At 71.9% G+C, this 26,157-nt stretch carries 27 protein-coding genes; 8 read left to right on the top strand and 19 right to left on the bottom strand.

From position 1 onward, the window contains the following. Positions 1 to 5: 5 nt before the first annotated feature. A complete protein-coding gene (lexA, locus tag AB0C12_RS18090) occupies positions 6 to 650 on the bottom strand; it encodes a transcriptional repressor LexA (RefSeq protein WP_360549253.1) in 645 nt (214 codons plus the stop codon). A 119-nt stretch (positions 651 to 769) separates the two neighbouring features. Here lexA and AB0C12_RS18085 point away from each other — a divergent pair, with 119 nt between their 5' ends. Further along, entirely contained in the window at positions 770 to 1,642 is an 873-nt protein-coding gene (locus AB0C12_RS18085) for a hypothetical protein (RefSeq protein WP_360549251.1), read from the top strand. Here AB0C12_RS18085 and AB0C12_RS18080 read toward each other — a convergent pair. The 9 genes from AB0C12_RS18080 to AB0C12_RS18040 all read right to left on the bottom strand — a co-directional run bounded on the left by AB0C12_RS18080 (position 1,630) and on the right by AB0C12_RS18040 (position 11,841). Then, entirely contained in the window at positions 1,630 to 2,562 is a 933-nt protein-coding gene (locus AB0C12_RS18080) for a hypothetical protein (RefSeq protein WP_360549249.1), read from the bottom strand. The genes AB0C12_RS18085 and AB0C12_RS18080 overlap by 13 nt on opposite strands. 116 nt (positions 2,563 to 2,678) lie before the next feature. Further along, positions 2,679 to 3,926 (bottom strand): formaldehyde dehydrogenase, glutathione-independent, encoded by a 1,248-nt coding sequence (fdhA, locus tag AB0C12_RS18075; RefSeq protein WP_360549247.1) that lies wholly within the window; start codon positions 3,924 to 3,926, stop codon positions 2,679 to 2,681. 78 nt (positions 3,927 to 4,004) lie between these two features. After that, positions 4,005 to 5,450 carry a GGDEF domain-containing protein gene (locus tag AB0C12_RS18070; protein ID WP_360549245.1) on the bottom strand — a complete coding sequence of 482 codons (1,446 nt, stop codon included), beginning with the start codon at positions 5,448 to 5,450 and terminating at the stop codon, positions 4,005 to 4,007. Positions 5,451 to 5,532: 82 nt separating this feature from the next. Further along, positions 5,533 to 6,741, bottom strand: a complete 1,209-nt coding sequence (manD, locus tag AB0C12_RS18065) for a D-mannonate dehydratase ManD (protein WP_360549243.1) — start codon at positions 6,739 to 6,741, stop codon at positions 5,533 to 5,535. Position 6,742: 1 nt separating this feature from the next. Continuing rightward, entirely contained in the window at positions 6,743 to 7,582 is an 840-nt protein-coding gene (locus tag AB0C12_RS18060) for an ABC transporter permease subunit (RefSeq protein WP_360549241.1), read from the bottom strand. Next, positions 7,582 to 8,490 (bottom strand): ABC transporter permease, encoded by a 909-nt coding sequence (locus AB0C12_RS18055; protein ID WP_360549239.1) that lies wholly within the window; start codon positions 8,488 to 8,490, stop codon positions 7,582 to 7,584. Before AB0C12_RS18055 ends, AB0C12_RS18060 begins: the two co-directional genes overlap by 1 nt. Then, positions 8,487 to 9,596 (bottom strand): ABC transporter ATP-binding protein, encoded by a 1,110-nt coding sequence (locus AB0C12_RS18050; RefSeq protein ID WP_360549237.1) that lies wholly within the window; start codon positions 9,594 to 9,596, stop codon positions 8,487 to 8,489. Before AB0C12_RS18050 ends, AB0C12_RS18055 begins: the two co-directional genes overlap by 4 nt. A gap of 13 nt (positions 9,597 to 9,609) precedes the next feature. Next, positions 9,610 to 10,824: an extracellular solute-binding protein gene (locus tag AB0C12_RS18045; protein WP_360549235.1), complete on the bottom strand. Its 1,215-nt coding sequence runs from the start codon at positions 10,822 to 10,824 to the stop codon at positions 9,610 to 9,612. 27 nt (positions 10,825 to 10,851) lie between these two features. Then, positions 10,852 to 11,841: a LacI family DNA-binding transcriptional regulator gene (locus AB0C12_RS18040; RefSeq protein WP_360549233.1), complete on the bottom strand. Its 990-nt coding sequence runs from the start codon at positions 11,839 to 11,841 to the stop codon at positions 10,852 to 10,854. 242 nt (positions 11,842 to 12,083) lie between these two features. Between AB0C12_RS18040 and AB0C12_RS18035 the strand changes: the two genes are divergently transcribed. After that, positions 12,084 to 13,607: a VCBS repeat-containing protein gene (locus AB0C12_RS18035; RefSeq protein ID WP_360549231.1), complete on the top strand. Its 1,524-nt coding sequence runs from the start codon at positions 12,084 to 12,086 to the stop codon at positions 13,605 to 13,607. Positions 13,608 to 13,656: 49 nt separating this feature from the next. On the opposite strand, the gene AB0C12_RS18030 is transcribed toward AB0C12_RS18035, so the two are convergent. After that, positions 13,657 to 13,992: a cutinase family protein gene (locus AB0C12_RS18030; protein ID WP_360549229.1), complete on the bottom strand. Its 336-nt coding sequence runs from the start codon at positions 13,990 to 13,992 to the stop codon at positions 13,657 to 13,659. Between the two features lie 455 nt (positions 13,993 to 14,447). Continuing rightward, complete coding sequence (locus AB0C12_RS18025) at positions 14,448 to 14,618, bottom strand: hypothetical protein (RefSeq protein ID WP_360549227.1); 171 nt, start codon at positions 14,616 to 14,618, stop codon at positions 14,448 to 14,450. A 153-nt stretch (positions 14,619 to 14,771) separates the two neighbouring features. On the opposite strand from AB0C12_RS18025, the gene AB0C12_RS18020 reads away from it, so the two are divergent. From AB0C12_RS18020 to AB0C12_RS18010, 3 genes are read left to right on the top strand one after another with little or no spacing between them, the layout of a single operon-like run. Beyond that, positions 14,772 to 15,134 (top strand): hypothetical protein, encoded by a 363-nt coding sequence (locus tag AB0C12_RS18020; RefSeq protein ID WP_360549226.1) that lies wholly within the window; start codon positions 14,772 to 14,774, stop codon positions 15,132 to 15,134. Continuing rightward, positions 15,122 to 15,214 (top strand): hypothetical protein, encoded by a 93-nt coding sequence (locus tag AB0C12_RS18015; RefSeq protein WP_360549224.1) that lies wholly within the window; start codon positions 15,122 to 15,124, stop codon positions 15,212 to 15,214. Before AB0C12_RS18020 ends, AB0C12_RS18015 begins: the two co-directional genes overlap by 13 nt. Further along, on the top strand, positions 15,211 to 15,384 hold the full coding sequence (locus tag AB0C12_RS18010; protein ID WP_360549222.1) for a hypothetical protein: 174 nt from the start codon (positions 15,211 to 15,213) through the stop codon (positions 15,382 to 15,384). The genes AB0C12_RS18015 and AB0C12_RS18010 overlap by 4 nt, the downstream gene beginning before the upstream one ends. A gap of 12 nt (positions 15,385 to 15,396) precedes the next feature. Here the strand turns inward: AB0C12_RS18010 and AB0C12_RS18005 are convergent, their stop codons facing one another. Beyond that, on the bottom strand, positions 15,397 to 15,582 hold the full coding sequence (locus AB0C12_RS18005; protein ID WP_360549220.1) for a hypothetical protein: 186 nt from the start codon (positions 15,580 to 15,582) through the stop codon (positions 15,397 to 15,399). Positions 15,583 to 15,656: 74 nt separating this feature from the next. Further along, a complete protein-coding gene (locus AB0C12_RS18000) occupies positions 15,657 to 16,226 on the bottom strand; it encodes an HDIG domain-containing metalloprotein (protein ID WP_360549218.1) in 570 nt (189 codons plus the stop codon). Between the two features lie 139 nt (positions 16,227 to 16,365). On the opposite strand from AB0C12_RS18000, the gene AB0C12_RS17995 reads away from it, so the two are divergent. Further along, entirely contained in the window at positions 16,366 to 17,688 is a 1,323-nt protein-coding gene (locus AB0C12_RS17995; RefSeq protein ID WP_360549216.1) for a GH1 family beta-glucosidase, read from the top strand. After that, a complete protein-coding gene (locus tag AB0C12_RS17990; RefSeq protein WP_360549214.1) occupies positions 17,685 to 18,908 on the top strand; it encodes an MFS transporter in 1,224 nt (407 codons plus the stop codon). The genes AB0C12_RS17995 and AB0C12_RS17990 overlap by 4 nt, the downstream gene beginning before the upstream one ends. On the opposite strand, the gene AB0C12_RS17985 is transcribed toward AB0C12_RS17990, so the two are convergent. Next, entirely contained in the window at positions 18,905 to 20,902 is a 1,998-nt protein-coding gene (locus tag AB0C12_RS17985) for a hypothetical protein (RefSeq protein ID WP_360549212.1), read from the bottom strand. The genes AB0C12_RS17990 and AB0C12_RS17985 overlap by 4 nt on opposite strands. A 192-nt stretch (positions 20,903 to 21,094) precedes the next feature. Continuing rightward, on the bottom strand, positions 21,095 to 21,940 hold the full coding sequence (locus AB0C12_RS17980) for a transporter substrate-binding domain-containing protein (RefSeq protein ID WP_360549210.1): 846 nt from the start codon (positions 21,938 to 21,940) through the stop codon (positions 21,095 to 21,097). A gap of 112 nt (positions 21,941 to 22,052) precedes the next feature. Here AB0C12_RS17980 and AB0C12_RS17975 point away from each other — a divergent pair, with 112 nt between their 5' ends. Further along, on the top strand, positions 22,053 to 23,627 hold the full coding sequence (locus AB0C12_RS17975; protein ID WP_360549208.1) for a methyl-accepting chemotaxis protein: 1,575 nt from the start codon (positions 22,053 to 22,055) through the stop codon (positions 23,625 to 23,627). A 14-nt stretch (positions 23,628 to 23,641) separates the two neighbouring features. Here AB0C12_RS17975 and AB0C12_RS17970 read toward each other — a convergent pair whose 3' ends face one another. The 3 genes from AB0C12_RS17970 to wrbA are packed head-to-tail and all read right to left on the bottom strand — an operon-like array spanning position 23,642 to position 26,033. After that, on the bottom strand, positions 23,642 to 25,012 hold the full coding sequence (locus AB0C12_RS17970; RefSeq protein ID WP_360549206.1) for a gluconolaconase: 1,371 nt from the start codon (positions 25,010 to 25,012) through the stop codon (positions 23,642 to 23,644). 53 nt (positions 25,013 to 25,065) lie between these two features. After that, on the bottom strand, positions 25,066 to 25,419 hold the full coding sequence (locus tag AB0C12_RS17965; RefSeq protein WP_360549204.1) for a VOC family protein: 354 nt from the start codon (positions 25,417 to 25,419) through the stop codon (positions 25,066 to 25,068). Continuing rightward, on the bottom strand, positions 25,398 to 26,033 hold the full coding sequence (gene wrbA, locus AB0C12_RS17960) for an NAD(P)H:quinone oxidoreductase (protein ID WP_360549202.1): 636 nt from the start codon (positions 26,031 to 26,033) through the stop codon (positions 25,398 to 25,400). The genes AB0C12_RS17965 and wrbA overlap by 22 nt, the downstream gene beginning before the upstream one ends. Between the last annotated feature and the right edge of the window lie 124 nt (positions 26,034 to 26,157).

The following is a 26,157-nucleotide window of genomic DNA, read 5'->3' as shown; positions in this document are numbered from 1 at the left end:
CTGCCTCACACCCGGCGCAGCACCGAGACCACTTTGCCCAGCACGACCGCGCGGTCGCCGTCGATGGCCTCGTACGCCGGGTTGCGGGGCTCCAGCAGCACGTGACCGCCCCGGCGGCGGAAGACCTTGACGGTGGCCTCCTCGTCGATCATCGCGGCGACGATGTCCCCGTTGTAGGCCTCGCTCTGGCGCCGCACCACCACGATGTCTCCGTCGCAGATCGCCGCGTCGATCATCGAGTCGCCCCGTACCCGGAGGCAGTAGAGCTCGCCCCGGCCGACCAGCTCGCGCGGCAGCGTCAGGGTCTCGTCCAGGGTCTCCTCGGCCAGGATCGGGCTGCCGGCGGCGATGGACCCGACCACCGGGAGGGTCACCGTCGTCGCGTCGCCCTCGGCCCGGGCCGGCGGTTCCAGGAACATCCGGACGTCGATCGGGCGGGTGGTGGCACCACCCCGGCGCAGGAAGTCCCGTTCCTCCAGGATGCGCAGGTGGCGGCTGACCGACGACGTCGAGACCAGCCCGACCGCGTCGGCGATCTCGCGGGTGGACGGCGAGTAGCCGTACCGGGTCGCCCAGTCCCGGATGACGGACAGGATCGCCCGCTGCCGATCAGTGAGCGTGGACGTGTCGAGGTCCTCAGCCAGTAGCACCTCACGATCTTGACCTATCCGCCTCGCCGGGGGCCGTCCGGCACGCCCATCGGGCCGGTCCGGGCCGCTGGACGGCGGGGTAGGGTCGGTGCGGGCCCGGGGGCACACGGAGGTGGATCATGGTGCGGGTGACCCGTCGACTCGCCCTCTGGCAGGCAGATCTCGACGGCGGCGTCTGCGCCGCCCCTGAGGAATGCGTCGAGACCTTGCGGGACCGCGCGGCCATCCCGCTCGTGCTCGAGCACCGCGAGCACGGCGTGACGCCCGCCCGGCAGGTCTTCGAGACCGCCCTGCGCCAGGACGTCGAATGGCAGTTCGGCGACATCGTCTGGCCGGCCGACCTGCGCCCCGGCGTGCTCGTCTCCGTGTCGTGGCAGTCCGCCAAGGACGAGATCGTGGTGCGGACGGCTCCGCTGGAAGAGCCGATGCGGGTCGACGGCGTGAACTACTACCACGAGTACGACCCCAGGGTCGTCACCCGCGAGTTCGACGCCGGCAGATCCAACCGGGGCCAGGTGCTGCACGCCGTACGCAAACTCGGCCGCGTCTTCACCGACGGCAGCGCGGTCCTCGCCGAGTCGGGACTGGCCGCGCACTGCGGGCTGGGCCGGGGCGCCCGCGGCACGTTCCTGCTCCGCAACGCCGTCGACCAGCTGATCCGCGAGGGCTACCTGACCCGGGTGCCGGGCAGCGTCGACAAGGCCGGCTACCCGTCCTACCCCGCCGTCGAGGGCCAGAAGCCGGCCGAGATGCTGTTCTACGCGCCCCTGGTCGAGCCGGCGCCGTACCCGGGTGATCCGGACTTCGACGAGGGCGAGGGAGCCGACCGCCGCGACCACTGGGTCAACGGCTTCGTCCGCAGGCTCCCGCCGGGCGCGCAGCCCTCGGAGAAGCAGGTGACGCTGCACGAAAAGGCGGTCGAGAGCGAGCAGGTCCCGGCCAGCCCGCTCGCGCCCGGCTACACCTTCGTGAAGAAACATCACCGCACCTGAGCCCTCCTTCCGCTCCGCTTGTGGATCCACCACAGGGCAAGCGTGGTTGCGAGAGCGCCGAGGGTGAGGTCGTAGCGACCGCCGAGCCCGACCACGGCGTCCAGCATGAGGAAGAACGCGAGGATCCCGGTGACGACCCACAGTCCGTCGCCCGTCGTCAGGCGGCGGCGGATCAGCACGGCGGCCGGCGCTATCGGGAGCAGGGCGGCCGCTGTGCCGATCGGCCAGCTGACGCCGGTCGACGGGACGGTGTAGACGAGGACGAAGTGGGCTGCCGTCGCAGTGAAGGCGATGAGGCCGAGGAGGCGAGGCCGGGGCGTCCGGGATCCCGGTTCCGACCGGCGGGGAATCCGTGGTGTCAGGAACGCGCTCCCGGCGAGCAGCACGCACAGACCGCCGGCGGCGAGCAGCTGACCAGCCGGTACGCGGGCGAAGTCGGCGTAGGTCAGTACCGGCACGGCCAGCAGGGACAACCCGGCGACGGCCAGGCCGGGGCGACCGGCCCACGGACGTTGCCGGGCGGCGGGGAAGGCCCGTTCGACGAGCAGGACCGACGCGCAGATGCTGACCGCGATGTGGAAGGCGGTCAGGTGCGCGGCGATCAGCAGGTTGGTGTGCCAGACCTCGCTGTAGGAGCCCACACCCACGCTGTCCCAGTACCGCGGATCGAACCAGAAGCGGTCGACCAGCGCCTCCTCGTAGACGGCGTAGGCGGCGGCCAGCAGGCACAGACCAGGCCGGCCCAGCCGGTAGCGGTAGGTGAGCTCGCGGCAGATGAGCGCGCCGCAGCCGTACAGCGCGATCATCACCGGAAGGCGCCACGGCTGGATCAGGTCGAGCGGCGGCGTCGCCGTCGACAGTGTCTCGCCGAGAAACGGAGCGGTCAGCAGCAGCGCGAGAGCGGGTTTGCGGGCGTTCACGCCGACCAGCGGACCACCGACGGCGGGATCCCGGCTGCCGACTTCCGGCTACGACTGCGGGCCACAAGTCGGGAGCGGGCGGGCCTCCTGGCCCGCTCGCTCCCGGTGCCCCGCGGTCAGTCGGCCCGGCTGCTGATCGTGCCGTGCGGGTCGAGGACGTACTTGCGGGCCGCGCCCTGGTCGAACTCCTGGTAGCCGCGCGGGGCCTGGTCCAGGGGGATCGGGGTGGCGTTCACATTCTTCGCGATCTGCACCCGGTCGTGCAGGATCGCCATCATCAGCTCGTGGTTGTACTTCATCACCGGGCACTGGCCGGTGACGAACGAGTGCGACTTGGCCCAGCCCAGCCCGAGCCGGATCGACAGCGAGCCGTGCTTCGCCGCGTCGTCGACGCCGCCCGGGTCGCCCGTGACGTAGAGGCCCGGGACGCCGATCGCGCCGCCCGCCCGGGTGAGGTCCATCAGCGAGTTGAGCACGGTGGCCGGCATCTCGGTCTGCGCGTTCTCGCCGTGTCCCCGCGCCTCGAAGCCCACCGCGTCCACGGCCGAGTCGACCAGCGGCTGGCCGATCGCCGGCGCGTCGCGGCCGAGGATCTGCTGCACCTGTTCGGCCGGGTCGCCCTGGGACACGTCGACCGTCTCGCAGCCGAAGCTGCGGGCCTGGGCCAGGCGTTCCGCGTTGAGGTCGCCGACGATGACGACCGCCGCGCCCAGCAGGAACGCCGAGGTGGCGGCGGCCAGCCCGACCGGGCCCGCGCCGGCGATGTACACGGTCGACCCGGTGGTCACGCCGGCGCTGACGCACCCGTGGTAGCCGGTGGGGAAGATGTCGCTCAGCATGGCCAGGTCGAGGATCTTCTCCATCGCCTGGTCCCGGTCGGGGAACTTCAGCAGGTTCCAGTCGGCGTACGGCACCATCACGTACTCGGCCTGCCCGCCGATCCAGCCGCCCATGTCGACGTAGCCGTACGCCGAGCCGGGCCGGTCCGGGTTGACGTTGAGGCAGACGCCGGTCTTGCGTTCCTTGCAGTTGCGGCACCGGCCGCAGGAGATGTTGAACGGCACCGAGCAGATGTCGCCCACCTTGATGAACTCCACGTCCGAGCCGGTGTCGACCACCTCGCCGGTGATCTCGTGCCCGAGCACCAGCCCTTCCGGTGCGGTGGTGCGTCCCCGGACCATGTGCTGGTCACTGCCGCAGATGTTGGTGGCGACGGTCTTGAGGATCGCGCCGTGCGGTGTCCGGCGGCCGACGTTGGCCTTGTTGACGCCCGGACCGTCCTTCATCTCGTACGTGGGGTAGTCGCTCTCACGGACCTCGACCTGCCCGGGGCCCTGATAGACAACCGCTCTGTTGCCCGTCATGTTGTGCTCCGTTCCTGCTCGCCCTCGCCTGTGGGCCGGACCTCCCATGCTTCTCGCGTCGTTGGTCAAAAAGAACCATCAATATGTACGAGACATGCCGATAGTCGCATCAGGCGCATACGTGGCGCCCTTCTCCCGGTACATGGTCGCGTCGGCCGCGGCCAGCAGGGTGTCCGACGTGGGGTGCTCGAGCTCCGCCGCCGAGGCGTGCCCGACGCTGACGCCGATCCGCAGGTCGTGGCCGTCGTGGTGCAACGGGGCCGCGACGGCGTTGCGGAGACGTTCGGTCACGGCGGCGACGTCGTCGACCGCGGCGGAGACCACCACGAACTCGTCGCCGCCCAGCCGGGCCACGGTGTCGGTGTCCCGTACCGTCGCGCGCAGCCGCCGGGCCACCTCGACGAGCACGAAGTCGCCGGCCGCGTGCCCGTACCGGTCGTTGACGGGCTTGAAGCCGTTGAGGTCGAGGAAGTGCACCACCGGGCCGTCGCCGGCCCGCTGCCGCAGCGCGGCGCTCAGCCGCACGTGCAGCTCCTGCCGGTTGACCAGCCCGGTGAGCTGGTCGTGGGTGGCCCGGTGGGCCAGCGCCGCGCGCACCTGCTCCTGCTCGCGGACCACCAGGGTGAACCGGATGAGCACGATGACGGTGAGCATCACCATGGCGCTGAGCATGGTCAGCCGCTGGATCGCCTGGTCGCCGAGCCGGACGTCGTTGATCACGGGCAGCGTCAGCAGCGAGACGCCCAGGAACACCACCCGGGCCGGGTGCAGGCGTTGCGCGTCGGCCCGGCGTGAGCCGGCCGGTTGGTCGGCGTCGCGGTTGAGCAGGGCCGCGGTGAACAGGCTGTTGGCCAGCAGCAGCACGCTGTCCAGCCGGGCGGTGTCGAAGTCCGGGAAAACCGGCGAGACGGCTGAGATGGTCACGTCTCCGGCGAAGGTGAGGGTGAGGGCGGCGATCAGGTACCGGGTGGCTCCGGTGCGCTCGCCGGGGGAGAGCACCACCAGCGCGCCCGCCGCGAACAGCAGCACGTCGCCGAACGGGTAGAACGCGGCGAACAGCACGGAGAGCGACATCGTGTTCCCGGTGACCTCGGGAGCCACCATGAACTGCCAGAACAGCGCCGCCACCACGGTGGCCATGGCGAGCACGTCGAGGGCGGCCTCGCGGAGGCGCCCCGGTGCGCGGAGCCGGACCAGCAGCACCATGCCGGCCGCCAGCAGGGGGTAACCGAGCACCCACAGCACGTCGGCCGCCGACACGTCCCCCAGCTCGCCGAAGTGCCAGATCAGCGCCGCGTAGAGCAGGTCACCACCGAGCCAGGCGGTCAGGGCGGCGGCCATCAGGCCGTGGGCGGTCCGGTCCCGGCCGGTCCGCCCGCGCACGCCCAGCCAGGCCAGCACCACCAGCAGACCGAAGGCGATCGTGTACGTGACCTGCGCCGTCACCGAACCCGGGAGCAGCACCGTGGGCAGCCCGAGGATGACGGCGAGCACGGGTACGGCACCGGCGGGCAGACGCTTCACAGAACTCTGATCGGCCGCGAGTCACCCGGGCAAAGCGCTGGACCAGGCAGGCCGGGGAGTGGTCCGGTTGCGATCAGGGCGCTCACCAGCTGTGCAGAGTGCCGTCCTCCAGGCGGTTCACCGGCAGGGAGGCCGGCCGGTACGGGTACCGCGCGGCCAGCTCCTCGTCGATGTCCACGCCTAGCCCCGGCTCCTCGGACGGGTGCAGGTAGCCGTCGGCGAAGCGGTAGCTGTGCGGGAACACCGCGTCGGTCTCGGCACTGTGCGGCATGTACTCCTGCAGCCCGAAGTTGGGAATGCTGAGGTCGAGGTGCAGCGCGGCGGCCAGGCAGACCGGCGACAGGTCGGTCGCGCCGTGCGAGCCGCTGCGCACGTGGTACAGGTCGGCCAGGTCGAAGATGCGGCGCAGATGGGTGATCCCGCCGGCGTGCACGACGCTGGTCCGGATGTAGTCGATGAGCTGCTCGGTGATCAGTTGCCGGCAGTCCCAGACGCTGTTGAAGACCTCACCGACGGCCAGCGGGGTGGTGGTGTGCTGCCGGATCAACCGGTAGCCCTCCTGGAGCTCGGCCGGCACCGGGTCCTCCAGCCAGGTCAGCCCGTACGGCTCCAGCGCCCGGCCCAGCGCGGCGGCCTCGATCGGCGTCAGGCGGTGGTGGGCGTCGTGCAGCAGGCGCAGGTCAGGGCCGAACTCGGCGCGGACCCGATCGAAGACTCCCGGCACGTGAGCCAGGTAACGCCGGGTCGACCACACCGCCTCCGTGGGCAGGGCGGACCCGGCCGGCTCGTAGTTGCGAGGGTCGGCGGTGACGCCGTACGTGCCGGTGAGGCCGGGCACCCCGGTCTGCACCCGGACCGCCCGGTAGCCCGCGCCGACGAGCCGGCCCACGTCGGTGAGCACGTCGTCGACGGTCTCGGCCGCGGCGTGGCCGTACACGGTGACGCCGTCGCGGCTGCGCCCGCCGAGCAACTGGTACACCGGCAGGCCGGCGACCTTGCCCTTGATGTCCCACAGCGCGGTGTCCACGGCGGCGATCGCGCTCATCGTCACCGGCCCGCGCCGCCAGTACGCCCCCTTGTACAGCAGCTGCCACGTGTCCTCGATCCGCGCCGGGTCCCGCCCGAGCAGCAGAGGCACGACGTGCTCGGCGAGATAGGCGGCCACGGCCTGCTCGCGCCCGTTCAGCGTGGCGTCGCCGACCCCGGTCACACCGGCGTCCGTCACCAGCTTGAGGGTCACGAAGTTGCGGCCGGGCGACGTCACGATCACCCGGGCCTCGGCGATGCGCATCTCAGTCCCCCTCGTCGCGGACCCGGGCGACCAGCTGGGTCGGGTTGACGAAGCGCAGCGCCAGCACCAGGAGCACCAGCATCATCGACGTGTAGATCACCGCCATCGCGTCGATGGACTGCTGGGCCCGGATCCCGGCCGCCGACATCGAGTAGTACAGGGCCACGACCAGCGTCTGCGAGTCCGGCCCGGCGGTCAGGAAGGTCAGCTCGAACATGCCCACGGTGCGGACCAGCACCAGGATCGAGGCGGCCAGGATGCCCGGCACCAGCAGCGGCGCCAGGATCCGGGTGAAGACCTGCCGGGTGCCGGCGCCGCACATCCGCGCCGCCCGTTCCACGGCCGGGTCGATCTGCTCGATGAACGGCGTCATGGTCAGGATGACGAACGGCACCGACGGCACCAGGTTGGCCAGCACCACCCCGGAGAGGTTGCCGGCGAAGCCGTACTTGTAGAGCACGGTGGCCAGCGGGATGCCGTAGGTGATCGGCGGCATCAGGATCGGCAGCAGGAACAGCAGATAGAGCAGCCGGCGCCCGGGGAAGCTGCGGCGGGCCAGCACGTACGCGGCCGGCACGCCGATCAGCACGGAGATGCCGACCACCAGCGCCGACACCTCCAGGGTCACGATCAGCACCGGCAGCAGGGTGAACTCGTCCCAGGACTGGGCGTACCACTTCGGGGTCCAGCCCACCGGCAGCCAGGTGTCGAACCACTGGGTGCCGAACGAGCTCACCACCACCGAGCCGATGACCCCGGCCAGGAAGACGAAGAACGCCAGCACCACGCCCCAGACGAGCCAGGCCATCGGGGTGGCCACGATCCTTCGCGGGGCGGCCATCAGCCTTTGCCCCCGGCCGTCGACCCGGTGTAGAGCAGCGCCCGCCAGCCCAGCACCGCGGCGATGACCAGCAGCTCGACCACGCCCATCAGCACGGCCACCGCGGAGGCCAGGGGGTAGTCGTAGCGCACGTACGCGGCGTCGTAGGCGGCGATCGACATCACCCGGGTCGTGCCGGACGGGTCACCGACCAGCACCGCCGACGGGAAGACGCTGAAGGCCAGCACGAACGTCAGGCAGAAGGTGGTGGCCAGTCCGGGCGCGAGCAGCGGCAGCGTGATCCGCCGGAAGCGCTGCCAGCGACCGGCGCCGAGGGTGGCCGCGGCCCGTTCCAGGGTGGGGTCGATGCCCGACAGGTACGACAGCACCAGCAGGAAGGCGAACGGGAATCCGGTGATCACCAGCGAGAAGAAGACACCCCAGTAGTTGTTGGTGAGCCGTACCGGCGCGTCCACCAGGCCGGAGCTCAGCAGGGTCCGGTTGAACCAGCCGGTCGGACCGAGGAAGTTGAGCAGGCCCTGGGCGGTGAGCACCGTACCGAGCGTGATCGGCACGACCAGCAGGGTGGTCAGCAACCGCTTGCCGCGGAACCGGCCCCGCATCCGGTACGCGATGGGCACCGACGCCAGCACGTTCAGCAGCGCCGCCGGCAACGACAGCCGCAACGTGGTGAGGATCGTGTCCCGCAGGTACGCGTCCGTGAAGAACTCCCGGTACGCCCCCAGCGCCCCGCCCTCCGTCGGCTGGAAGGACAGGCCCACGCCGTACAGGAAGGGGTAGATGAAGAGAACGAGCACGAACAGCGCCGCCGGGATCAGCAGCAGCAACTGCCGGTCGATGCCGCGCTCGGCGAGGCGGTGCCGCAGCGCCGGCCGGGCCCCGCCCGAGGCGGCGTTGATCGCGGTCATCGCGGGTCCGCCGGAAAGACCAGCAGTCGCCGCGGCTCGACGGTGACGGTGATCCGGTCGCCGACCGCCGGCCGGTCGACGGCCCGCAGGTTCAGCGGGATGCCGCCGGCGGTCCGCGCCTCGACCGCCACCTCGCGGCCCTGATACTCCACGACCTCGACGACGGCCGGCACCCCCGTGCTGCCTTCCGGGCCGATCCGCAGATCCTCCGGCCGGATCCCGGCGATCACCTCGCTGCCCGGCGCCGGCTCACCCACCGGCGTGCCGGTCAGCTGCTGCCCCTCGATCTCCACGGTGATGCCCGCGCCCTGCCGCGCGCCCGCCCGCACCGGCAGCAGATTGCGGTAGCCCATGAAGTCGGCGACGTGCCAGTTGGCCGGCTCGGTGTGCAGCTCCTCCGGCGTGCCGATCTGCTGCACCCGGCCCGCGCGCAGCACCACCAGCCGGTCGGCCAGCGACAGCGCCTCCTCCTGGTCGTGGGTGACGTAGACGGTGGTCAGCCCGAGCGACTGATGCAGCCGGCGGATCTCGGTCCGCATCTCCAGCCGCAGCTTGGCGTCCAGATTGGACAACGGTTCGTCCATCAGCACCAGGGACGGCTCCAGCACGACCGCGCGGGCGATCGCCACCCGCTGCTGCTGTCCGCCGGAGAGCTGCCCGGGCAGCTTGCCGGCGTGCTCCTCCAGGTGCACCAGCCGCAGCGCCTCGTCGACCCGGCGGCGGATCTCGGCCCGCGGCACCCGCCGCATCTGCAGGCCGAACGCGATGTTCTTGCGGACGGACAGGTGCGGGAACAGCGCGTAGTTCTGGAAGACCATGCCGAATCCGCGCCGCTCGGGCGGCAGTACGTCCAGGCGGGTCTCGTCCTGCCAGATGCTGCCCCGGGTCAGCGGCAGCAGGCCGGCCAGGCAGTTCAGGGCGGTCGACTTGCCGCAGCCGGACGGGCCGAGCAGCGCGATGAACTCACCCCGCCGGATGGTCAGGTCGAGATCGGCCAGCGCCGCCTGCCCGCCGAAGCTGCGGCTGACCCCGTCCAGGCGCAGCGTCTCGAAGTGGCCCGGACGCGTTCCCGGCGTGCCCGTCCGGCTCGGTGCCGCGGCCGTCATGACGCCTGCCCGCTCACTTGGCCACCTTCGCGCCGCCGATCTCGCGGTCCCACCGATCGAAGGCGGCGACCAGTTGCTTGGAACCCAGCGGCACCTCGAGCGGAGCGCCCGCGATCAGGCTCGCGTACTCCGGGCGGCCGAACTCCTCGATCGCGGCCCGGCTGTCCGCCGGCGCCATCGCCAGGTCGACGTCCTTGACCGCCGGGCCCGGGTAGAAGTAGCCCTTGTCGTACGCCTTGGCCTGCTGCTCCTTGGTGAGCATGTGGGCCAGCAGCAGCAGGATGGCCGACTGCTTGTCGGTCGACACGCCCTTGGGGACGACGGCGTAGTGCGCGTCGGTGACCCAGTGGAAGCCCTGCAGGGTGCCGATCGCCGCTTCCTTGGGCACGGTGCCCAGTACCCGCGGGTTGATGTCCCAGCCGGTGGTCGACGCGATGATCTTCGCCGAGCCGTTGGCCAGGTTCTTCATCGTCTCGCCCGTGCTCGACGGGTAGAGCGTCACGTACTTGTTCAGCTCGGCCAGGTAGGCCCAGGTCTTGTCCCAGCCGCCGGTCGGGTCCTTGGGGTCGGAGTCGCCGAGCAGATACGGCAGGCCCATCAGGAACGTACGGCCGGGGCCGGAGTTGGACGGCCGGGCGTACTGCACCGCGCCCGGGTTGGCCTTGGCGTAGGCCAGCAGCTCGGACGCCGACTTCGGCGGGTTCGGCACCTTCGCGGGCAGGTACTCGATGAGCGGGCCGGACGGGTAGTAGGTGACGGTCACCCCGGAATCCCCGGCCAGCTGCTGCATGGCCGCGGCCCCGGGCAGATACTGCTGTACGCCGGGCAGCCGGTCCCGGTACTTGGTCAGCAGCGGGTTCCACAGGCCCTGCTCGATGCCGGCGGACAGCCCGTCCACGCCGGTCAGCACCAGGTCGATGTCGACCCGGTTGGCGTTCTGCTGGGCCTTGACCTTGCCGACCAGCTCGGGCGCCGGCGACTTGGAGTAGGTCACCTTGCTGACCACGCCGGAGTTCTTGGCCACGAAGTCGTCGATCATGCCCTGGGTCAGCTGCAGGTTGCCGGCCACGTCCAGGATGTTGAGGGTCACCGCCTTGCCGGGCTTGGCGGGCACCTCCCCGTCGGTGTCCTGGGCGGAGCCGCCGGAGTCGGGGGCGCTGCACGCGGTCAGCAGCAGCAGGGCCGCGGTCGCGGCGGTGACAGCGCGTCTACGGGCGAGTGGTGGCATCGGAAGCCTTCCTCGAGGAGATGAGTCTCAGGCGCTCGGTGCGGGGCCGGTGGAGCCCCGGACCATCAGTTGGGTGCCGAGCTCGCGGCGGGTGGTGCCGAACTTGTCCGGGTCCTGCAACAGGCCCAGCAGCAGGTCGACGCCGGCCCGGCCGCAGCTCTTCATGGGCAGGCCGACGGTGGTCAGCGAGGGGTGCACCATCGCGGACAGGGCGATGTCGTCGAAGCCGAGCACGCTGATCGCGGCGGGCACCGCGATCCCGCGCGCGTTCAGGCGGCTGAGCAGGCCCAGCGCGATGACGTCGTTGTAGGCGATGACGGCCGTGACCCCGGCCGCGAGCACCTGGTCGGCGGCGGCGACCCCGCCGTCGAACTGCGGCTGGACCGGACCGACCTCGACCAGCTCGGCCCCGGCCGCGGCGATGGCCAGGCGCAGGCCGCGCACCCGTTCCCGGTTGGACCAGGACGCGCGCGGCCCGGCGACGTACGCGATCCGCCGGTGCCCCAGGGCGGTGAGATGGGTGACGGCCTGCCGCATGCCGTCGACGTTGTCGAAGGTGATCGCCGGGAGGCGGCCGACCCGGCGGTTGAGCAGGACGACCGGGGTCAGCGCGGCCACACCCCGTAGCTCCTGCTCGCTCATCCGCGGCGAGCACAGCACGATCCCGTCCACCTGTTTGGCGAGCGTACGGACCAGCTGGGCCTCCGCGGCCGGGTCCTCGTCGGTGTCGGCGAGGAAGACGGCGTGGTCGGCCTCGCGGGCCCGGGCCTGGATGCCCTTGACGACGCCGGGGAAGAACGGGTTGCCGAGGTCCGGCACGATGAGCCCGAGATTGCCGGTGCGGCCGGTGATGAGGCCGCGGGCGGCGCGGTTGGGGGAGTAGTCGAGCTCGGCGGCCGACCGCTGGACGCGTTCCCGGGTCTCGGCGCGCACCAGCTCCGGTGTCGAGAGGGCACGGCAGACGGTGGACGGCGACACCCCGGCCGCCCGGGCCACGTCCTTGATCGTCACCGCCATCGGTTGCCTCCGCATCGTCCGGGGACTGGAGTGCTGCGGAGAGTGTGAAATCCTTTGCGGAGCGTTGTCAATAGATGATCGTCGACGTTTCCGCACGCGGCTGAAATCGTTTGCGGCACGTTCCCGGCCGCCGCCCGGCGACGACAGCGGGTCCCACTCGGACGATGGCAATCCGGCGGCTCATTCGTTAGGGTCACTTCGATGGGTGGCCGCGACCCATCCGCACTTCGGGGGAAGGTGTCGTGAGGCTTTCAGCTCTTTCGGGCGTGCTGTGCGCAGCAGCCCTGGTCACCGCGTCGCTGTCGCTGCCCGCCGCCGCCACCGCGGCTCCCGCCGCCGCCAAGGCCGCCATCCCGTCGGCGCCGTGCGCCCCCGGTGGCGTCACCGCGGCCGACCGGGCCGTCGCGCAGCGTCTGCGGCCGGCGATGACCGGCCAGCGGCTCGGCCCGGCTCTGAGTGGATACAACGTCTCCTGCGCCCGGGCGATCGTGCGGCACGTGATCGGCCGCGGCCTGCCCGCCCGGGCGGCGGTGATCGCGGTGACCACGGCCATCACCGAGAGCACCCTGCACAACTACACCCTCGCCGTCGACCACGACAGCCTCGGCCTGTTCCAGCAGCGCCCGTCGATGGGCTGGGGCAGCCCCGAGCAGCTGCTCGACCCCGGCTTCGCCACCGGCGCGTTCCTCGACAAGATGCTGCGCACCCATTCGGCCGGCAGCTGGCAGGCCGGCGACATCGGCCAGATCAGCCAGCGGGTGCAGGTCTCGCGCTACCCCGCGGCGTACGGGCCGGAGGCCAACGACGCGCGGCTCATCGTCGGCCAGCTGTGGACCAGCTCGACCGGCTCGAGCGCCACGACCGGCACCGCCAAGGCGCCGAAGAAGTCCACGCCGAAGAAGCCGTCCGGCCCCTTCAGCAAGTCGCTGCTGCAGACCGTGCCCGGGCTGCCCGGCACGTTCGACGACCGGCACCAGGTGCTGCTGGCCGACTGGAACGGCGACGGGCGCTCCGATCTCGTCGTGCTGCAGCAGTCCGGCACGACCAGCGGCGCCACCGAGGTGCGCATCGTGAGCGGCGCCAGCGACTTCCAGAACCTGCTGCTGCACACGGCCATTCCGCTGGGCCCGACCGACGCCCGGACCACCTTCGCCATGACGGACTGGAATTTCGACGGCCGCCCGGACCTGGTGGTGACGCAGAAGTCCGGCACCGCGAGCGGCCGTACGGAGGTCCGGGTCCTCGACGGCGCCTCGTTCCTGCGGCGTTACCTCCAGGAGACGGCCACCGTGCTCGGCCCGAGCGACGACTGCTACGCGTTCGCCGTGGCGGACTGGAACGCCGACGGGCGCGTGGACGTAGCCGTGATCCAGAAGTGCGGGACGAAGAGCGGCCGTACGGAGGTCCGGGTCCTCGACGGCGCGGCCAACCTCCAGCGCTACCTCCAGGACAGCCCCACGCCGCTGGGCCCGACGGACGCTCGCCACACCTTCACCGTCGCGGACTTCAACGGCGACCTCAATCTCGACCTCGTGGTGACCCGGAAGTCCGGGGCCAAGAGTGACAAGACGGTGCTGCAGGTGCTGGACGGCGCCTCGCAATACCGCAACCTCCTCGGCAAGCCGATCACCGCGCGCGTCTCCACGGACGAGCGGCACAGCCTGTCGGTGCTCGACTGGAACAGGGACGGCCGGCTCGACCTCGTCGTGGTGCAGAAGTACGGCACCGCCGCCGGTCGCACCGAGGCGAAGATCCTCGCGGGCTGACGACGGGTCCGGCCACCGGGCCGGACCGGTCGCCTCCGCCGGCTGGGGGCTACGCCGCGACCCGCGGCTGCACCGCCGCGGGAATGGCGGCCACGACCGGCGCGCCGGCACTCGCGCCCGCGGAGCCGATCCCGAGCGAATTGCCCACCACGTTGGCGCCCTGCGAGTAGCCGACCAGGACGAACCGCTGGTCGGGGCAGGCCTGCGCCTGCTCGGACACGTGGCTGACCAGGGCCCGGTTGCCGGCAGTGGGCGACGTCGGGCTGACGCTGGCCGGATGGTCGACCGGGTGGCTGGTCAGCGTCGTGCCCGCCGCCCGCCGCCCGCCGCCGGATCGTGGCGAACACCGGGTCGCCGACGATGAGCCCCAGCCGGCCGGGCTCACCGGTGCCGCGGGCGACGACCACGTCGACGTCCGCGCATGCCGCGGCGGCCGCCGCGGGACCGGCCGCGATCACCGCACCGCCGGTGGCGAGCAGCGCAGCGGTGAGCAGGACGCTGACGCGTCCCCGGCCGCCGGGAAGGGAAGGCGCATGTGGATCACCTCTGCTTCGGGTGAGGGCTGGTGGAGGCCCGAAGCTAACGAGGCGCCCGTCATCGCGGTGCGCATCCGCGCGCCGCCGGCGGCAGCACCGAGGCGGCGACCGTCGCGCCGCTGCACGCGGACGTGCTGGGCTCGACGGCCGAGATGGTCCGCGAGCTCCGGGAGCAGGTCCCCGAGTTACGCGGCGTCCCAGGAGCGCGAGGCCCGGGCCCAACAGCGCGGCGTCGACCTGGCGCGGCGCCGGTACGTCGAGCTGCTCGACCAGCACGTGGGCCGGGCCGGGACCGGCGCGAGATCTACCGGGCGGTGGGCGCGAACGAGATGCGGGCGGGCCGCAGCCTGGAGTCGCTGCACGCGGCCGTACGGATCTGGGCGCGGGTGGCGAGCCGGCGGCTGCGGGCCTTCGCCGGGCGCCACGCGCTGCCGCCGGCCGTCGTGGCCTGGCTGGCCGAGGCGATCTTCGACATCGACGAGGTGGCCCGGACCTCGGCCGAGCGCTACGCGCAGGCGCAGGAGGCCGAGGCCGGGGAGCTCGACCGCCGCCGGCGGTGCCTGCTCGAGCTGCTCATCGCCGACCCGCCGCCCTCGCAGCGGGCGCTGGCCGCCGCGGTCCACCGGCCGTGGTCAACGGCCTGGCCCGGCACCACGCGGCGGTGGGACTGCCGGTCGAACCGATGGACGCCGGCAGGTCGCTGCGCTGGGCCCGGCTGGCCCTGGAGCTGTCAGCCAAGGGCCGCATCCCGCGCCGGCGCGTCATCTGGTGCGCCGATCACCTGGCCACCCTGGCCGTGTTCCAGGACGAGGCGCTGCCGGCCGCGCTCGCCGAGCGTCGCCTGGCCCCGCTCGGCGGGTTGCGCGAGGACAAGCGCCGGCTGCTCGCCGAGACCTTGCTGGCCTGGCTGAGTTTCCATCAGACGCCACCGAGGTGGCCGGCCACCTGCACGTCCACCCGCCGACGGTGCGGCACCGGTTGCGCCGGCTGACCGAGCTGTTCGGGGACCAGATCCGCGACCCGCGGCTGCGCTTCGAGCTGGAGCCGGCGCTGCGCGCGTTCATCATGTGACGAGCTCGTTCAGCGCGCTGCTAGTGGCCGCGTCCGCGGGCAGGAACGCGGGTGACGCGGACCGGCTCCGGGACCTGGTGACGTTCCGCTGGAAGGCGGTCGGGCTGGGGATCCTGCTGCTCGGCGCGGACGGCCGCATCGTCAGCGACTTCCAGTTCATCGAGAGCTGACCAGGACCGCCGTCACCACAGCCCGGTGGCCTTGGCGAGCCCGCCACCGGCCGCCGCCGCGACCGACGCGACCAGCAATGTGGCGCACAGCCGGTCGGTGAGCCGTTTGTTCGCGGCGGTGGGGTGGTCGAGCAGCGCCACCACGACTCCCCAGGCTGCGGCCAGGCCGGCAGTCACCAGGCCGACTGTTGTACTCACCACCCCAGCCTGCCCTGGCCGGTGCCGGGTGCGGCCCAATAGCCGATGACATGACGGTAAACAGCGGACCCCGTCTATCGGCCGGGTGCTCCCGCCAGCGCCAGCCGGTGCTCGACCCGCTCGGTGACCCCGCGCAGATGCGGCAGCCGTACGTGGTCCACCAGCGCGTTCCACGAGGCCGGGCCGTGCCGCCGCAGCATCTCGTCGTGGCGCTGGCCAGCGGTCACCCGCCGGCCGTCCGGGCCCACCGTCTGATCGGCGTAGGTCAGCGCGTCCGAGATCAGCCCGCTGTCGTCCGGATAGGCGGCGAGCTCCTCCGCGAGCCCCCGGACGGCGGCGACGAACCTGGCTCCCGAGTGTTGCGCCACCAGGCCGATGATCGCTGCCGGCCAGGCCAGCCGTTCGAGGTGCCGGGCCCCGTCGAGCGGATGGAAGCCGGTCACCACGGTGCGCTCGGCGTAGCCGATGTCGTGCAACCAGGCGGCCGCGACGAGCACGTCCCGGTCGATCTCCAGGGGCGCGGCGAGCTCGGCGGCCCGCGCGGCGACCCCCGCGGTGTGCCGCCAGCGGTTGCCCAGCGGGGCCAGCAATTCGTACGCGAGCTCCTCGGCGGTGTCGGGGAGCGTCGACAGTCCTGCGCGCATGGCTAGATGCTAGGGACCTGGACATGAGCGGCAGTTGTCCAGGACAAGACCTCCTGCTGAATCCGGTCGCGGCGACGACTTACCAACGGCCCCGGCGGTCACTAATATGAGCTCCTCTCACTTCCGAGGAGTCGTGGCCATGGATGCGCTGCCCAGCTTCCCGTCGAGCTTCGTGTGGGGCGTCTCCACCGCGGCCTATCAGATCGAAGGCGCCGTCAGCGAGGACGGGCGCGGCCCGTCGATCTGGGACACCTTCGCCCACACCCCCGGCCGGGTCCGCGACGGCGACACCGGCGACGTCGCCTGCGACCACTACCACCGGTGGCCCGAGGACGTGGCGCTGCTCAGCGAGCTCGGCGTGGACGCGTACCGGTTCTCGATCGCCTGGCCGCGCGTCCAGCCGGACGGTTCCGGCGCGGTCAACCCGAAGGGCCTGGACTTCTACGACCGCCTGGTCGACGAGCTGGTGGCGAGGGGCATCGCCGCGGTGCCCACGCTGTTCCACTGGGACCTGCCCCAGGCCCTGGAGGACGCCGGCGGCTGGCTGAACCGCGAGACCAGCTACCGCTTCGCCGAGTACGCCGCCGCGGTCGCGGACCGGCTCGGTGACCGGGTCGGCCGCTGGATCACGCTCAACGAGCCGATCGTGCACATGGCCCAGGGCTACGCCTTCGGCACCCACGCGCCCGGCCGGGAGCTGATGTTCGACGCCCTGCCGGTGGCCCACCACCAGCTGCTCGGGCACGGTCTCGCGGTGCGCGCCCTGCGCGCCGGCGGGGCGGCCGAGGTGATGATCACCAACAACTGCACGCCGGTGGTGCCCGCGAGCGACTCGGAGGCGGACCTGGCCGCCGCGGCGGTGTACGACGGCTTCCACAACCGGCTGTTCCTGGACCCGGTGCTGCTGGGCGAGAATCCGCTGCTGGACGGCGCGCCCTGCGTCCGGGACGGGGACCGGGAGATCATCGCGACCCCGCTCGACGCCCTCGGTGTCAACTACTACAACCCGACCCGGGTCGCCGCCGCGCCCGACGGGTCGCCGCTGCCGTTCGAGATGTTGCCGATCGAGGGCGTCCCGACCACCGCGTTCGGCTGGCCGGTCGTCCCCGGCGGGCTGCGCGACCTGCTGGCCGGACTGCACGACCGGTACGCCGGCACGCTCCCGCCGATCTACATCACCGAGAGCGGCTGTTCCACGGTGGACGAGGTCACGCCGGACGGGCGGATCCACGACACCGCCCGCATCGACTACCTCGACGGTCATCTGCGCGCGCTCCACCAGGCGATCGGCGAGGGCGTCGACGTACGCGGGTATTTCGTCTGGTCGCTGCTGGACAACTTCGAGTGGGCCGAGGGGTACCAGCAGCGGTTCGGGCTGGTCCGGGTCGACTACGACACTCAGCGCCGTACCCCGAAGGACTCTTTCGGCTGGCTGCGGGCCGCCCTGCGGGACCAGAGATGACCGCGCCCGCCGCGGCGGTGGAACCGGCGCGGGTGGGCGCCCGCTGGATCGGCCTGCTGTCGCTGGCCAACCTCGGGCTGTGGATGGGCTACTTCGGTCCCCTGCAGGTGCTGCTGCCCAACCAGGCGCAGGACCTGGACGGGATCGACAAGACCACCGCGCTGGGCATCATCACCGGCGCCGGTGCGCTGGTCGCCGTCCTGGTCGGACCGATCGCGGGCGCGCTGTCGGACGCGACCTCGGCCCGGACCGGGCGGCGGCACACCTGGATAGCCTCCGGTGCCCTGCTCGGCTGCGCGGGGCTGGCCCTGCTCTCCGGGCAGCGCACCCTGATCGGGCTGACCCTGTGCTGGTGCGTCGCGCAGGCCGGCCTGAACACGTTGCAGGCCGGGCTCTCCGCGATCGTCCCGGACCGGACGCCGGTGCGGCAGCGCGGCCTGGTCTCCGGCTGGGTGGGCCTGACCCAGTCGATCGGCGTGGTCCTCGGCGTCCTGCTGGTCACCCTCGTGGCCGGCGGCTACTTCCTGATCGGGTCGCTGGTCGTGCTCACGGTGGTGCCGTTCCTCCTCCTCACACCGGATCCGGCGGTCCCGGCCGGCGCCGCCCCGCGCTTGACCCTCCGCGCCCTGGCAGCCGTCTTCCGCTTCGATCCGCGGGCCAACCCCGACTTCGCCTGGGCCTGGGCCACCCGCTTCCTGGTGCAGCTCGGCAACGCCATGGCCACGCTGTACCTGCTGTACTTCCTGCGCGACCGGGTGCACCACAGCAGCCCGGAGGACGGGCTGCTGCTGCTGATCCTGGTCTACACCGGCACGACGGTGCTCACCGTGGTGGCCGGCGGCATCGTCTCGGACCGCAGCGGCCGGCGCAAACCGTCGGTGATCGTGTCCGGCTACGTCATGGCAGCCGCGGCCGGACTGCTCGCCCTCTGGCCGACCTGGACCGGCGCCCTGATCGCCGCCGCCGTGCTCGGCCTCGGCTTCGGCGTCTACCTCTCCGTCGACCAGGCCCTGATCACCCAGGTGCTCCCGACGGCCGAGGACCGGGCCAAGGACCTCGGCATCATCAACATCGCCAACTCGGCGCCGCAGGTCCTCGGCCCGGCCCTGGCCTTCCCGATCGTGGCCCACCTCGGCGGCTACCCGGTCCTCTACCTGGTGGTCGCCGCGGTGACCGTGCTCGGCTCGGTCCTGGTCACCCGGATCCGCTCGGTCGACTAACTCGCCGCGATCGCCTGCTCCCACATCCGGGTGTAGGCCTCGGCTCCGCTCATCAGCTGCTGCCGCAGCAGGGGTCCGTCGCTGCCGGCGTGACGGATGAGGTCGGTGGTCCAGTCCGCGTAGAGGCCGTACTGGGCCACGCCGTCGGTGTTGAGGTCGAAGGTGCGCGAGCCGTAGACCTGCTTGCTCACCGTGGTGCCGTTGGGCGCGGTGAACGGGTAGGTCAGCGGGTCGGTCCCGCGCGGCGGCGCCTGCGGGCCCAGGCCGTTGACGTCGCTGCCGAAGCCGTAACCGGTGATCGAGGCGCCGTGCGGAAGCGCCTTGTTGGCACGCCACTCGGCCAGGAAGCCGGGCTCACCCTCGGCCGGGTCGGCCGCGAAGGCGTACGAGGCCACGAAGCCGCCGCGGGCCACGATCCGGTCGACCAGCGCCCGGTCGGCCCACGTGTGCACCGAGGTCACGCCGGGGTAGCGGGCCGCGTCGACTAGGTCGAGCACGGCCTGCGCGGTCTTCACCCCCATGTGGTCGAGGTGGATGATCATGCCGCGGCTGATCATCTGCTGGATCAGGTACGTGCCCAGCGCGGTCAGCCCACGGGTGTTGCAGATCTTGCCGCTCGGGTAGACCGGCAGGATCGCGCCCGCCGGCAGGCCGAGCGGTCCCAGCTTGAGCAGCTCGGCGAAGTCGTCGCTGACCAGCGGCTGCTCGTTGTCGGACGGCCCGGTGCAGCTGGTCGCCGTCCACCAGTGGCCGGTGGAGAGCAGGTTCGCCACGTTCAGCGCCGCCCCGGTGACCCCGGCGTCGAACCGGGTGCCGCCGAACGCGTTGTCGAACTTGTGCACCGGGTACAGCCCGGAGACGCCGATCGCCTGGAGCTCGTCGAGGCCGGCGTCGATGTCGGCCCGGGTGCACTGGGCGACGTCCTTGATCTCGCGGCAGCCGAAGACCTCGGAATTCTCCACGCCGACGAGCACGGCCAGCTTGCCCTGGGCCGCGATGGCCCGGACCTCGGCCGGCGTCCGGGCGATCCGGAACCAGCCCTTGCCCTTGCCGCCGTGCTGGGCGTCGATGTAGTCCTGCATCGAGGACAGGTACGTGGCCTGCACGCGCAGCTGATCCATCTCGTCGCAGGACGTGTCCCGGTACGGGAACAGCTCGCAGATCACCCGGTTGGCGACCAGTAGCGCGTTCAGCACCCGCTCACCGGAGCGCCAGGCCCGCTCGATGCTGCGGTAGTACGACGCCTCGTGCAGCAGCGAGTTGTGCTGCGGCCAGTCACCGAAGGTGGGCCAGCCGTCCTCCGCGGAGTTCACCACGTCGGTGCCGCCGATGATGCCTTCGAACAGCGCGCCCACGTTGAGGCTCGCGTGTGAGGAGCAACCCGCGAGGGCGTCCCGTACGCCGCCCGGGGCCCACGCCTCGCCGCAGTGCAGCCGCCCGCCGAACGCGGCGCCGGCGGTGATGTGCGCGTGCGCGTCGATGGTGCCGACGAGTTTGCCGCTGCTGTCCACGCCCGGCGCGGCGGTGCCGCTGACGCCCGGGTCGACGTCGGGCGGGGTGTAGCAGCCTGAGGCCGAGGTGAGGGCGACCGTGTGGGAGCTGCCGCCCGCGCCGAGGCTCCACAGGAACGAGCCCATGATCTGGCCCGTGGCGGTGTTGGTGAAGCGGTACTTGTCGCCGCTCACGGTCACCGTGTAGTCGGCGCGGTCGCCGTACGCGTCGCCGGCCAGGATGAAGCCCGCGACGCTCTGGTAGGCCGGGGCCCCGGAGGCGTCGAAGAGCTCGTAGCGGGACAGCTGGGTGGCCTCCAGCCGGAACGGCGTGGCGGCCGAGGCGGAGCCCGTGAAGCCGTAGCCGGCCGAGCTGCGCACCACGTAGCCGAGGGCGCGGGAGCCGTCATAGACCTGCAGGGCGGCGCAGGTGCCGTCGAGGGCGTCGGCGGCGGCGGTGATCGGCGCGGCGGCGGCCGCGGTGGGGGACACGGAGAGAGCCACTGCCGGTAGGAGAACGGCGAGGGCGAACGCGAGGGGTCGGCGGCGGAGGGGGAAAAGAGGCATGGGGGCACCCGCTTGACTCACGCTGGACTCGCTCCAGCAGCGCGAACGTCAGCAAAGACTGTGCTCGACGTCGATGTCTGTCAAGGTGAGTGCGAGAAACATTCACTTTGTCCGATGACGCTGGAGGGGTCACGCGCCGCCGTTGATGGCCCCCGTACGCAGGGCGCCCTCCTTGACCTTCCACTTGGCCAGCAGCTCGTCGTAGGAGCCGTCGTTGATGAGCGCGTACAGGGCGGTCTGCACGGCGGTGGCCAGCTCCTTGCGGTCCTTGGCGATGCCGATCCCGTACGGGATGGCCTCGATCTGGGGTCCGGAGAGCTCGAGGGCCGGCATCTTCTCGACGTCGAGGGCGGCGATCGGGAAGTCGTTGAGCGCGGCCTGGGCCTTGCCGTCGCGCACGAAAGCCGACGGTGTGTCGGACAGGACGACGGTGAGCTTCTTCGCCCCGCAGGCCTTCTTCTGCGCCTCGGCCATCTCGACGAAGACGGTCTCCGGCTGGGCGGCCACCTTGCGCCCGCACAGCCCGGGCATGCCGCCGATGTCGCCGACGCCCTTCGCGACCACGATGGACGTGCCGGCGTTGAGGTAGTTGACGAAGTCGGCCTTCTTCTGCCGTTCCGCGCGGTCGAACATCGACGACATGGAGAAGTCGATCTTGTGGGTCTCGACCTGGTCGAGCAGGTCGCCGAAGCCGACGTTGCGCCACTCGACCCTGAGCCCGAGGCGCTGGGCGATGGCCTCGCCGAGTCCGACATCAAGCCCGGCGAAGGTCGGGCCCTGCATGAAGGTCATCGGCTCGAAGGTGGGATCGGTGCCGCCGATGAGCACACCCGACTGCCTGATCGATTCCGGCAGGGCGGCCCGGGCCTCGGCGAGCCGGTCCACCGGCCGGCCGATCTCCGGCTCGGAATCCGCGCAGCCGGCCGCCGTCGTGAGGGTCACCGCGACGCTCAGCAGCAGGGGAACGATTCTCATGAGACCTCCTGGACACGCCTGAAGGTCTGTTCGGCCGGGGTCCCGACCGCCTGAGCGAGAAGATGCCCGGTATGAGGGTATTTCGGATAATCTGGCGGTGAGGAGGTCCTCCGTGACGTTCACCATCCGGCGTCAGATCGCCGCCCTGGCCGTGGCCGGCTTCATCCTGGTCATCGTGGCCGGCGCGATCGGCTACCGCGGCACATCCGCCATCGCCGCCCAGCAGGCCACCGCGCGGAACTCGGCCGCCGCCCTGCAGGCCGTCCAGTCCGCCGACCTGGCCCGGGCCCTGTTCCGGGGCAACGTGCTGGCCGCGCTGGTCACCAACAACGCCACCGAACGCCAGACGGTACTGGACCGCCTGGGCGAGAACGTGGCGCAGGCCCGGGCCGGCATCGACGACGTGATCCGCTACGTGCCCCAGCTGCGGGCCCAGGCCGACGGCGCGCTGCCGGTGCTGGACCAGCTGATCGCCTCCGGGCAGCGGATGGTGACCCTGGCCAGCCGGGTCGCCTCGGACCCGACCCGCTCCGGGGCGCTGGCCGCCCGGCCCGCGTACGACGAGGTGGACGCGAAGGCGGCGCAGACCCTGGACGCGCTGAAGGCGGCGATCACGCTGCGGGTGAAGCAGTCCTACGACGAGGCCAACTCGGTGGCGACCAGCGCGAAGCTCCTCACCCTGATCACCGGTCTGCTGGCGGCGATGGTGCTGGGCGGCGCGGCGCTGTTGCTGGCCCGCCGGATCGCCCGCCGGATGGACCACTGCCTGTCGGCGGCCCGGTCGATCGCGGCCTACGACCTCACGGTGGACGCCACCCTGCCCGGCGGCGACGAACTGGCGCAGCTCGGCGGCAGCCTGAACGCGATCGTCGGCTCGCTGCGCCAGGCCCTGATCGAGATCGGCGGCAACGCGGGCTCGGTGGCCGCCGCCTCCGAGGAACTGACGGCGACCAGCCGCCAGCTGTCCCAGGGCGCCGGTACGGCATCGTCGGAAGCGGCCGAGGCGAGCCGCGACATCGGCCTGGTGACCTCGAGCGTCGAGGAGACGACGGCGGCGGCCCGCGGCCTGGAGAGCTCGATCCAGGACATCACCACGGCCGTGACCGAGGCCGACACGGTGGCCAAGGAAGCGGTCGAGCTGGCCGTCACCACGAACCGCACCATCGACCGGCTGCGCAGCTCCAGCGAGGAGGTGTCCGCGGTGGTCAGCATCATCACCGCCATCGCGGAGCAGACCAACCTGCTGGCCCTGAACGCGACGATCGAGGCGGCCCGCGCCGGCGAACAGGGCAAGGGCTTCGCCGTGGTGGCCGGCGAGGTGAAGGACCTGTCCCGGGAGACGGCGTCGGCCACGGGCGACATCGCGGCCAAGGTGACGGCGATGCAGACGGACACGGCGGGGGCGTTCGAGGCGATCACCCGGATCAGCGAGGTGATCGACCGCATCGACGAGCTGCAACGCTCGATCTCCACGGCGGTGGAGGCCCAGACGACCGCGACCGGGCAGATCGTGTCGAGCATCGCGGCGGCGGTGACGTCGGCTGCCGGCGTATCGGACTCGATCGGCCGGGTGGCCGGCACGACCACGTTGACCCACGAGGCAGCCACCCAGACGGAAGCGGCGGCGGTCGAGCTGTCCCAGCTGTCGCAGCAGCTACGAATGGTCTCCGACAAGTTCCGCCACTGACCGGTCGCCCGAGCTCAGCCTGCGGTCACGCGGTAGATGGCCCCGGCGAGGTCGTCGCTCACGTACAGGGCCCGGTCCGGACCCTGCACCGCCATGACCGGGCGGCCCCAGCGTGAGCCGTTCTCCAGCTGGAAACCGGTCAGCAGCGTCTGCTGCGGGCCCAGCGTGCCGTCACGCCAGGCGAAGAACGACACCTCCGGCGGCCGGGGCGGGTTGCGGTTCCAGGAGCCGTGGATGCCGGCCAGGGCACCCGGTCCGTACTCTCCGGCCAGGCCCGGCGCCGTGGCGAAGCTCAGTCCCAGCGGCGCCGAGTGGGCGCCCATGCCCTGCTCGACCGAGGGCAGCGCGGCGCAGTCGAGCTTTGTGCCGCCCGGGTTGTTCTGGATGTCGCGCACGAACGGTCGCCGGGTGTAGCTCAGCGGCGAGTCCTTGGCCCCGGGCTCCAGGTCGGGCTCCGGATTGCAGTACGGCCACCCGAGGTCACGTCCCTGCGTCAGCCGGGCCAGCGGCTCGAACGGGTGGTCGTTCACGTAGTCCTGGATGACCCGGCCCTCGTCGGAGTCGCCGTCCCCGTCGTAGTCCCGGTCGTACGGGTATGCGATGTTGTCCCGGTTGTTGACCGCCGTCCACACCGCGCCGTCGGGGTCGACCGCCAGTCCGGTGCCGTTACGCACCCCGCGCGCGAAGACTGTGGGCGTTCCGCCGCTCGCCGGGGCCCCCAGGATGGACGCCCGCTCGGGGGTCGCGTCCCGGTCCTCGGCCGACACGTTGCCGGTCGAGCCGACCGAGACGTAGAGGGTGCCGTCCTGGCCGATCGCCACGCTCTTGAGTGCGTGCGCGTAGGCGCCGCCCAGGTCGGGGCTCTTCGCGTCGGGCAGATTGTCGATCACGACCCGCCGGCCCGACACCGCGCCGGCGGCGTAGGTGAAGGCGTCCACCTGGTCGCTCTCGGCCACGTACAGCGTGTTGCCGGCGAAGGCCAGCCCGTGCGGCTGGTTCAGCCCGTTGACCAGGGTGCGCTGCACCGGCGCGGCGTCGCCCGGGCTCGGGACCAGCTCGACGACATCACCGGACTTGGGCCGCGAGACCAGCAGCCGGCCGTCCGGCGTCCAGGCCAGCAGCCGGGCGCTGGGCACCCGGGCCCAGACGGTGACGGCCCAGCCGGGCGGGGCCTGCAGGGACCGGCTCTGGTCGAACGGCGCCGAGCCGGTGCCGGCGAGCGGGCGTACGGTCGTGCTGACCAGCGCCGGAACCTGCGCGGAGGCCGGCGCCGACGACACCGGCACGGTCGCGCGGGGCGCGGCGCCGGCGGGCGTGGCCGCCGGCTGGTCGGAGGAGCACGCGGCCAGGACGAGCGCCAGGCCACCGGCGACTGCTGCACGCACGACCGTCTTCATGGTGCATCTCTACCCACTGGTCGCGCCGGCACGCAACCGGATCAGTCCCGATGGGCCACGATGTTGAGCACGTTGCCGTCCGGCGCCCGGACGAAGAAGCGGCGTACACCCCACGACTCCGTGGTCAGCGGGTGCACGATCTCGTAGCCCAGCCGCTGCGCCTCCTCGTAGGCCCCGTCGACGTCGTCGGTGAGCACGGAGATCACCGAATTCTCGGGTGCGGTGGCGTCACCGGTCACCAGCTGCACGTTCGCGCCGCCGTCGGGTGAGGTGTAGCGGGCCACCCAGCCCATGTTGAACTCCTCGGTGCTCAGGCCGAGGAAGCCGGTGTAGAAGTCCTTCGCCGCCTCGATGTCGGGCACGGGAAGGTTGGTCATGATGCGTCGGGCGCGCATGTGCTCCTCCTGCCTGCGCCGGCCTTCAGCGAGGCGGCGGTCTCGACCGCACGGAGGGCCTGGTGCCGGGCTGCCTGCAAGGCTATGTCACCGGGCGGGCCGTCGCCCGCGACGTGCGAGGTGCCGTACGGGTTGCCCGACCGGAACTGGATCGGGTCGGTGTAGCCGGGCGGCACGATGATGCCGCCCCAGTGGTGGAACACGTTGCCCAGCGCCAGCAGGGTGGACTCCTGGCCGCCGTGGGCGGTGTTGGAGGCGGTGAAGGCCGAGTAGACCTTGCCGGCCAGGCCGCCCTGCGCCCACAGTGGGCCGGTGCTGTCGATGAAGGCCTTGAGCTGGGCGGACACGGTGCCGAAGCGGGTCGGAGTGCCCATCAGCACCACGTCGGCCCAGGCCAGGTCGTCGAGGCTCGCCTCGGTCAGGCCGGTGGTGTCCCGCAGATGCCGGCCCCAGGCCGGATTCGCGTCGATCGCCTGCGGCGGGGCCGACTCGGCGATCCGGCGCAGCCGGACCTGAGCGCCGGCTTTCGCCGCCCCTTCGGCGGCGGCCTGCGCCAGCGCGTGCACGGTGCCGGTGGCGCTGTAGTACACGATCGCGGCGTTCACGGATTCCATGGATTCGTCTCTCCCGGTCGGATGAGCGTCGGGGTGCAGTGGTACGACGACAGAGCACCGCAGAATGTGAGGTGGCCCGCCGGCCTCACAATCCGGCGCGGTGTCTCGTCGGACCCGGGGGAGG

The organism is Actinoplanes sp. NPDC048967 (assembly GCF_040649415.1).
GTDB lineage: Bacteria > Actinomycetota > Actinomycetes > Mycobacteriales > Micromonosporaceae > Actinoplanes.
This window is presented reverse-complemented; position numbering and strand designations above follow the sequence as displayed.

Excerpts from the sequence above, each read along its gene's own strand:
- AB0C12_RS18085 (WP_360549251.1), top strand. The coding sequence starts at position 770 with ATGGTGCGGGTGACCCGTCGACTCGCCCTCTGGCAGGCAGATCTCGAC.
- fdhA (WP_360549247.1), bottom strand. The coding sequence starts at position 3,926 with ATGACGGGCAACAGAGCGGTTGTCTATCAGGGCCCCGGGCAGGTCGAG.
- manD (WP_360549243.1), bottom strand. The coding sequence starts at position 6,741 with ATGCGCATCGCCGAGGCCCGGGTGATCGTGACGTCGCCCGGCCGCAAC.
- AB0C12_RS18060 (WP_360549241.1), bottom strand. The coding sequence starts at position 7,582 with ATGGCCGCCCCGCGAAGGATCGTGGCCACCCCGATGGCCTGGCTCGTC.
- AB0C12_RS18055 (WP_360549239.1), bottom strand. The coding sequence starts at position 8,490 with ATGACCGCGATCAACGCCGCCTCGGGCGGGGCCCGGCCGGCGCTGCGG.
- AB0C12_RS18050 (WP_360549237.1), bottom strand. The coding sequence starts at position 9,596 with ATGACGGCCGCGGCACCGAGCCGGACGGGCACGCCGGGAACGCGTCCG.
- AB0C12_RS18045 (WP_360549235.1), bottom strand. The coding sequence starts at position 10,824 with ATGCCACCACTCGCCCGTAGACGCGCTGTCACCGCCGCGACCGCGGCC.
- AB0C12_RS18040 (WP_360549233.1), bottom strand. The coding sequence starts at position 11,841 with ATGGCGGTGACGATCAAGGACGTGGCCCGGGCGGCCGGGGTGTCGCCG.
- AB0C12_RS18025 (WP_360549227.1), bottom strand. The coding sequence starts at position 14,618 with ATGTCGAAGATCGCCTCGGCCAGCCAGGCCACGACGGCCGGCGGCAGC.
- AB0C12_RS18000 (WP_360549218.1), bottom strand. The coding sequence starts at position 16,226 with ATGCGCGCAGGACTGTCGACGCTCCCCGACACCGCCGAGGAGCTCGCG.
- AB0C12_RS17995 (WP_360549216.1), top strand. The coding sequence starts at position 16,366 with ATGGATGCGCTGCCCAGCTTCCCGTCGAGCTTCGTGTGGGGCGTCTCC.
- AB0C12_RS17990 (WP_360549214.1), top strand. The coding sequence starts at position 17,685 with ATGACCGCGCCCGCCGCGGCGGTGGAACCGGCGCGGGTGGGCGCCCGC.
- AB0C12_RS17980 (WP_360549210.1), bottom strand. The coding sequence starts at position 21,940 with ATGAGAATCGTTCCCCTGCTGCTGAGCGTCGCGGTGACCCTCACGACG.
- AB0C12_RS17965 (WP_360549204.1), bottom strand. The coding sequence starts at position 25,419 with ATGCGCGCCCGACGCATCATGACCAACCTTCCCGTGCCCGACATCGAG.
- wrbA (WP_360549202.1), bottom strand. The coding sequence starts at position 26,033 with ATGGAATCCGTGAACGCCGCGATCGTGTACTACAGCGCCACCGGCACC.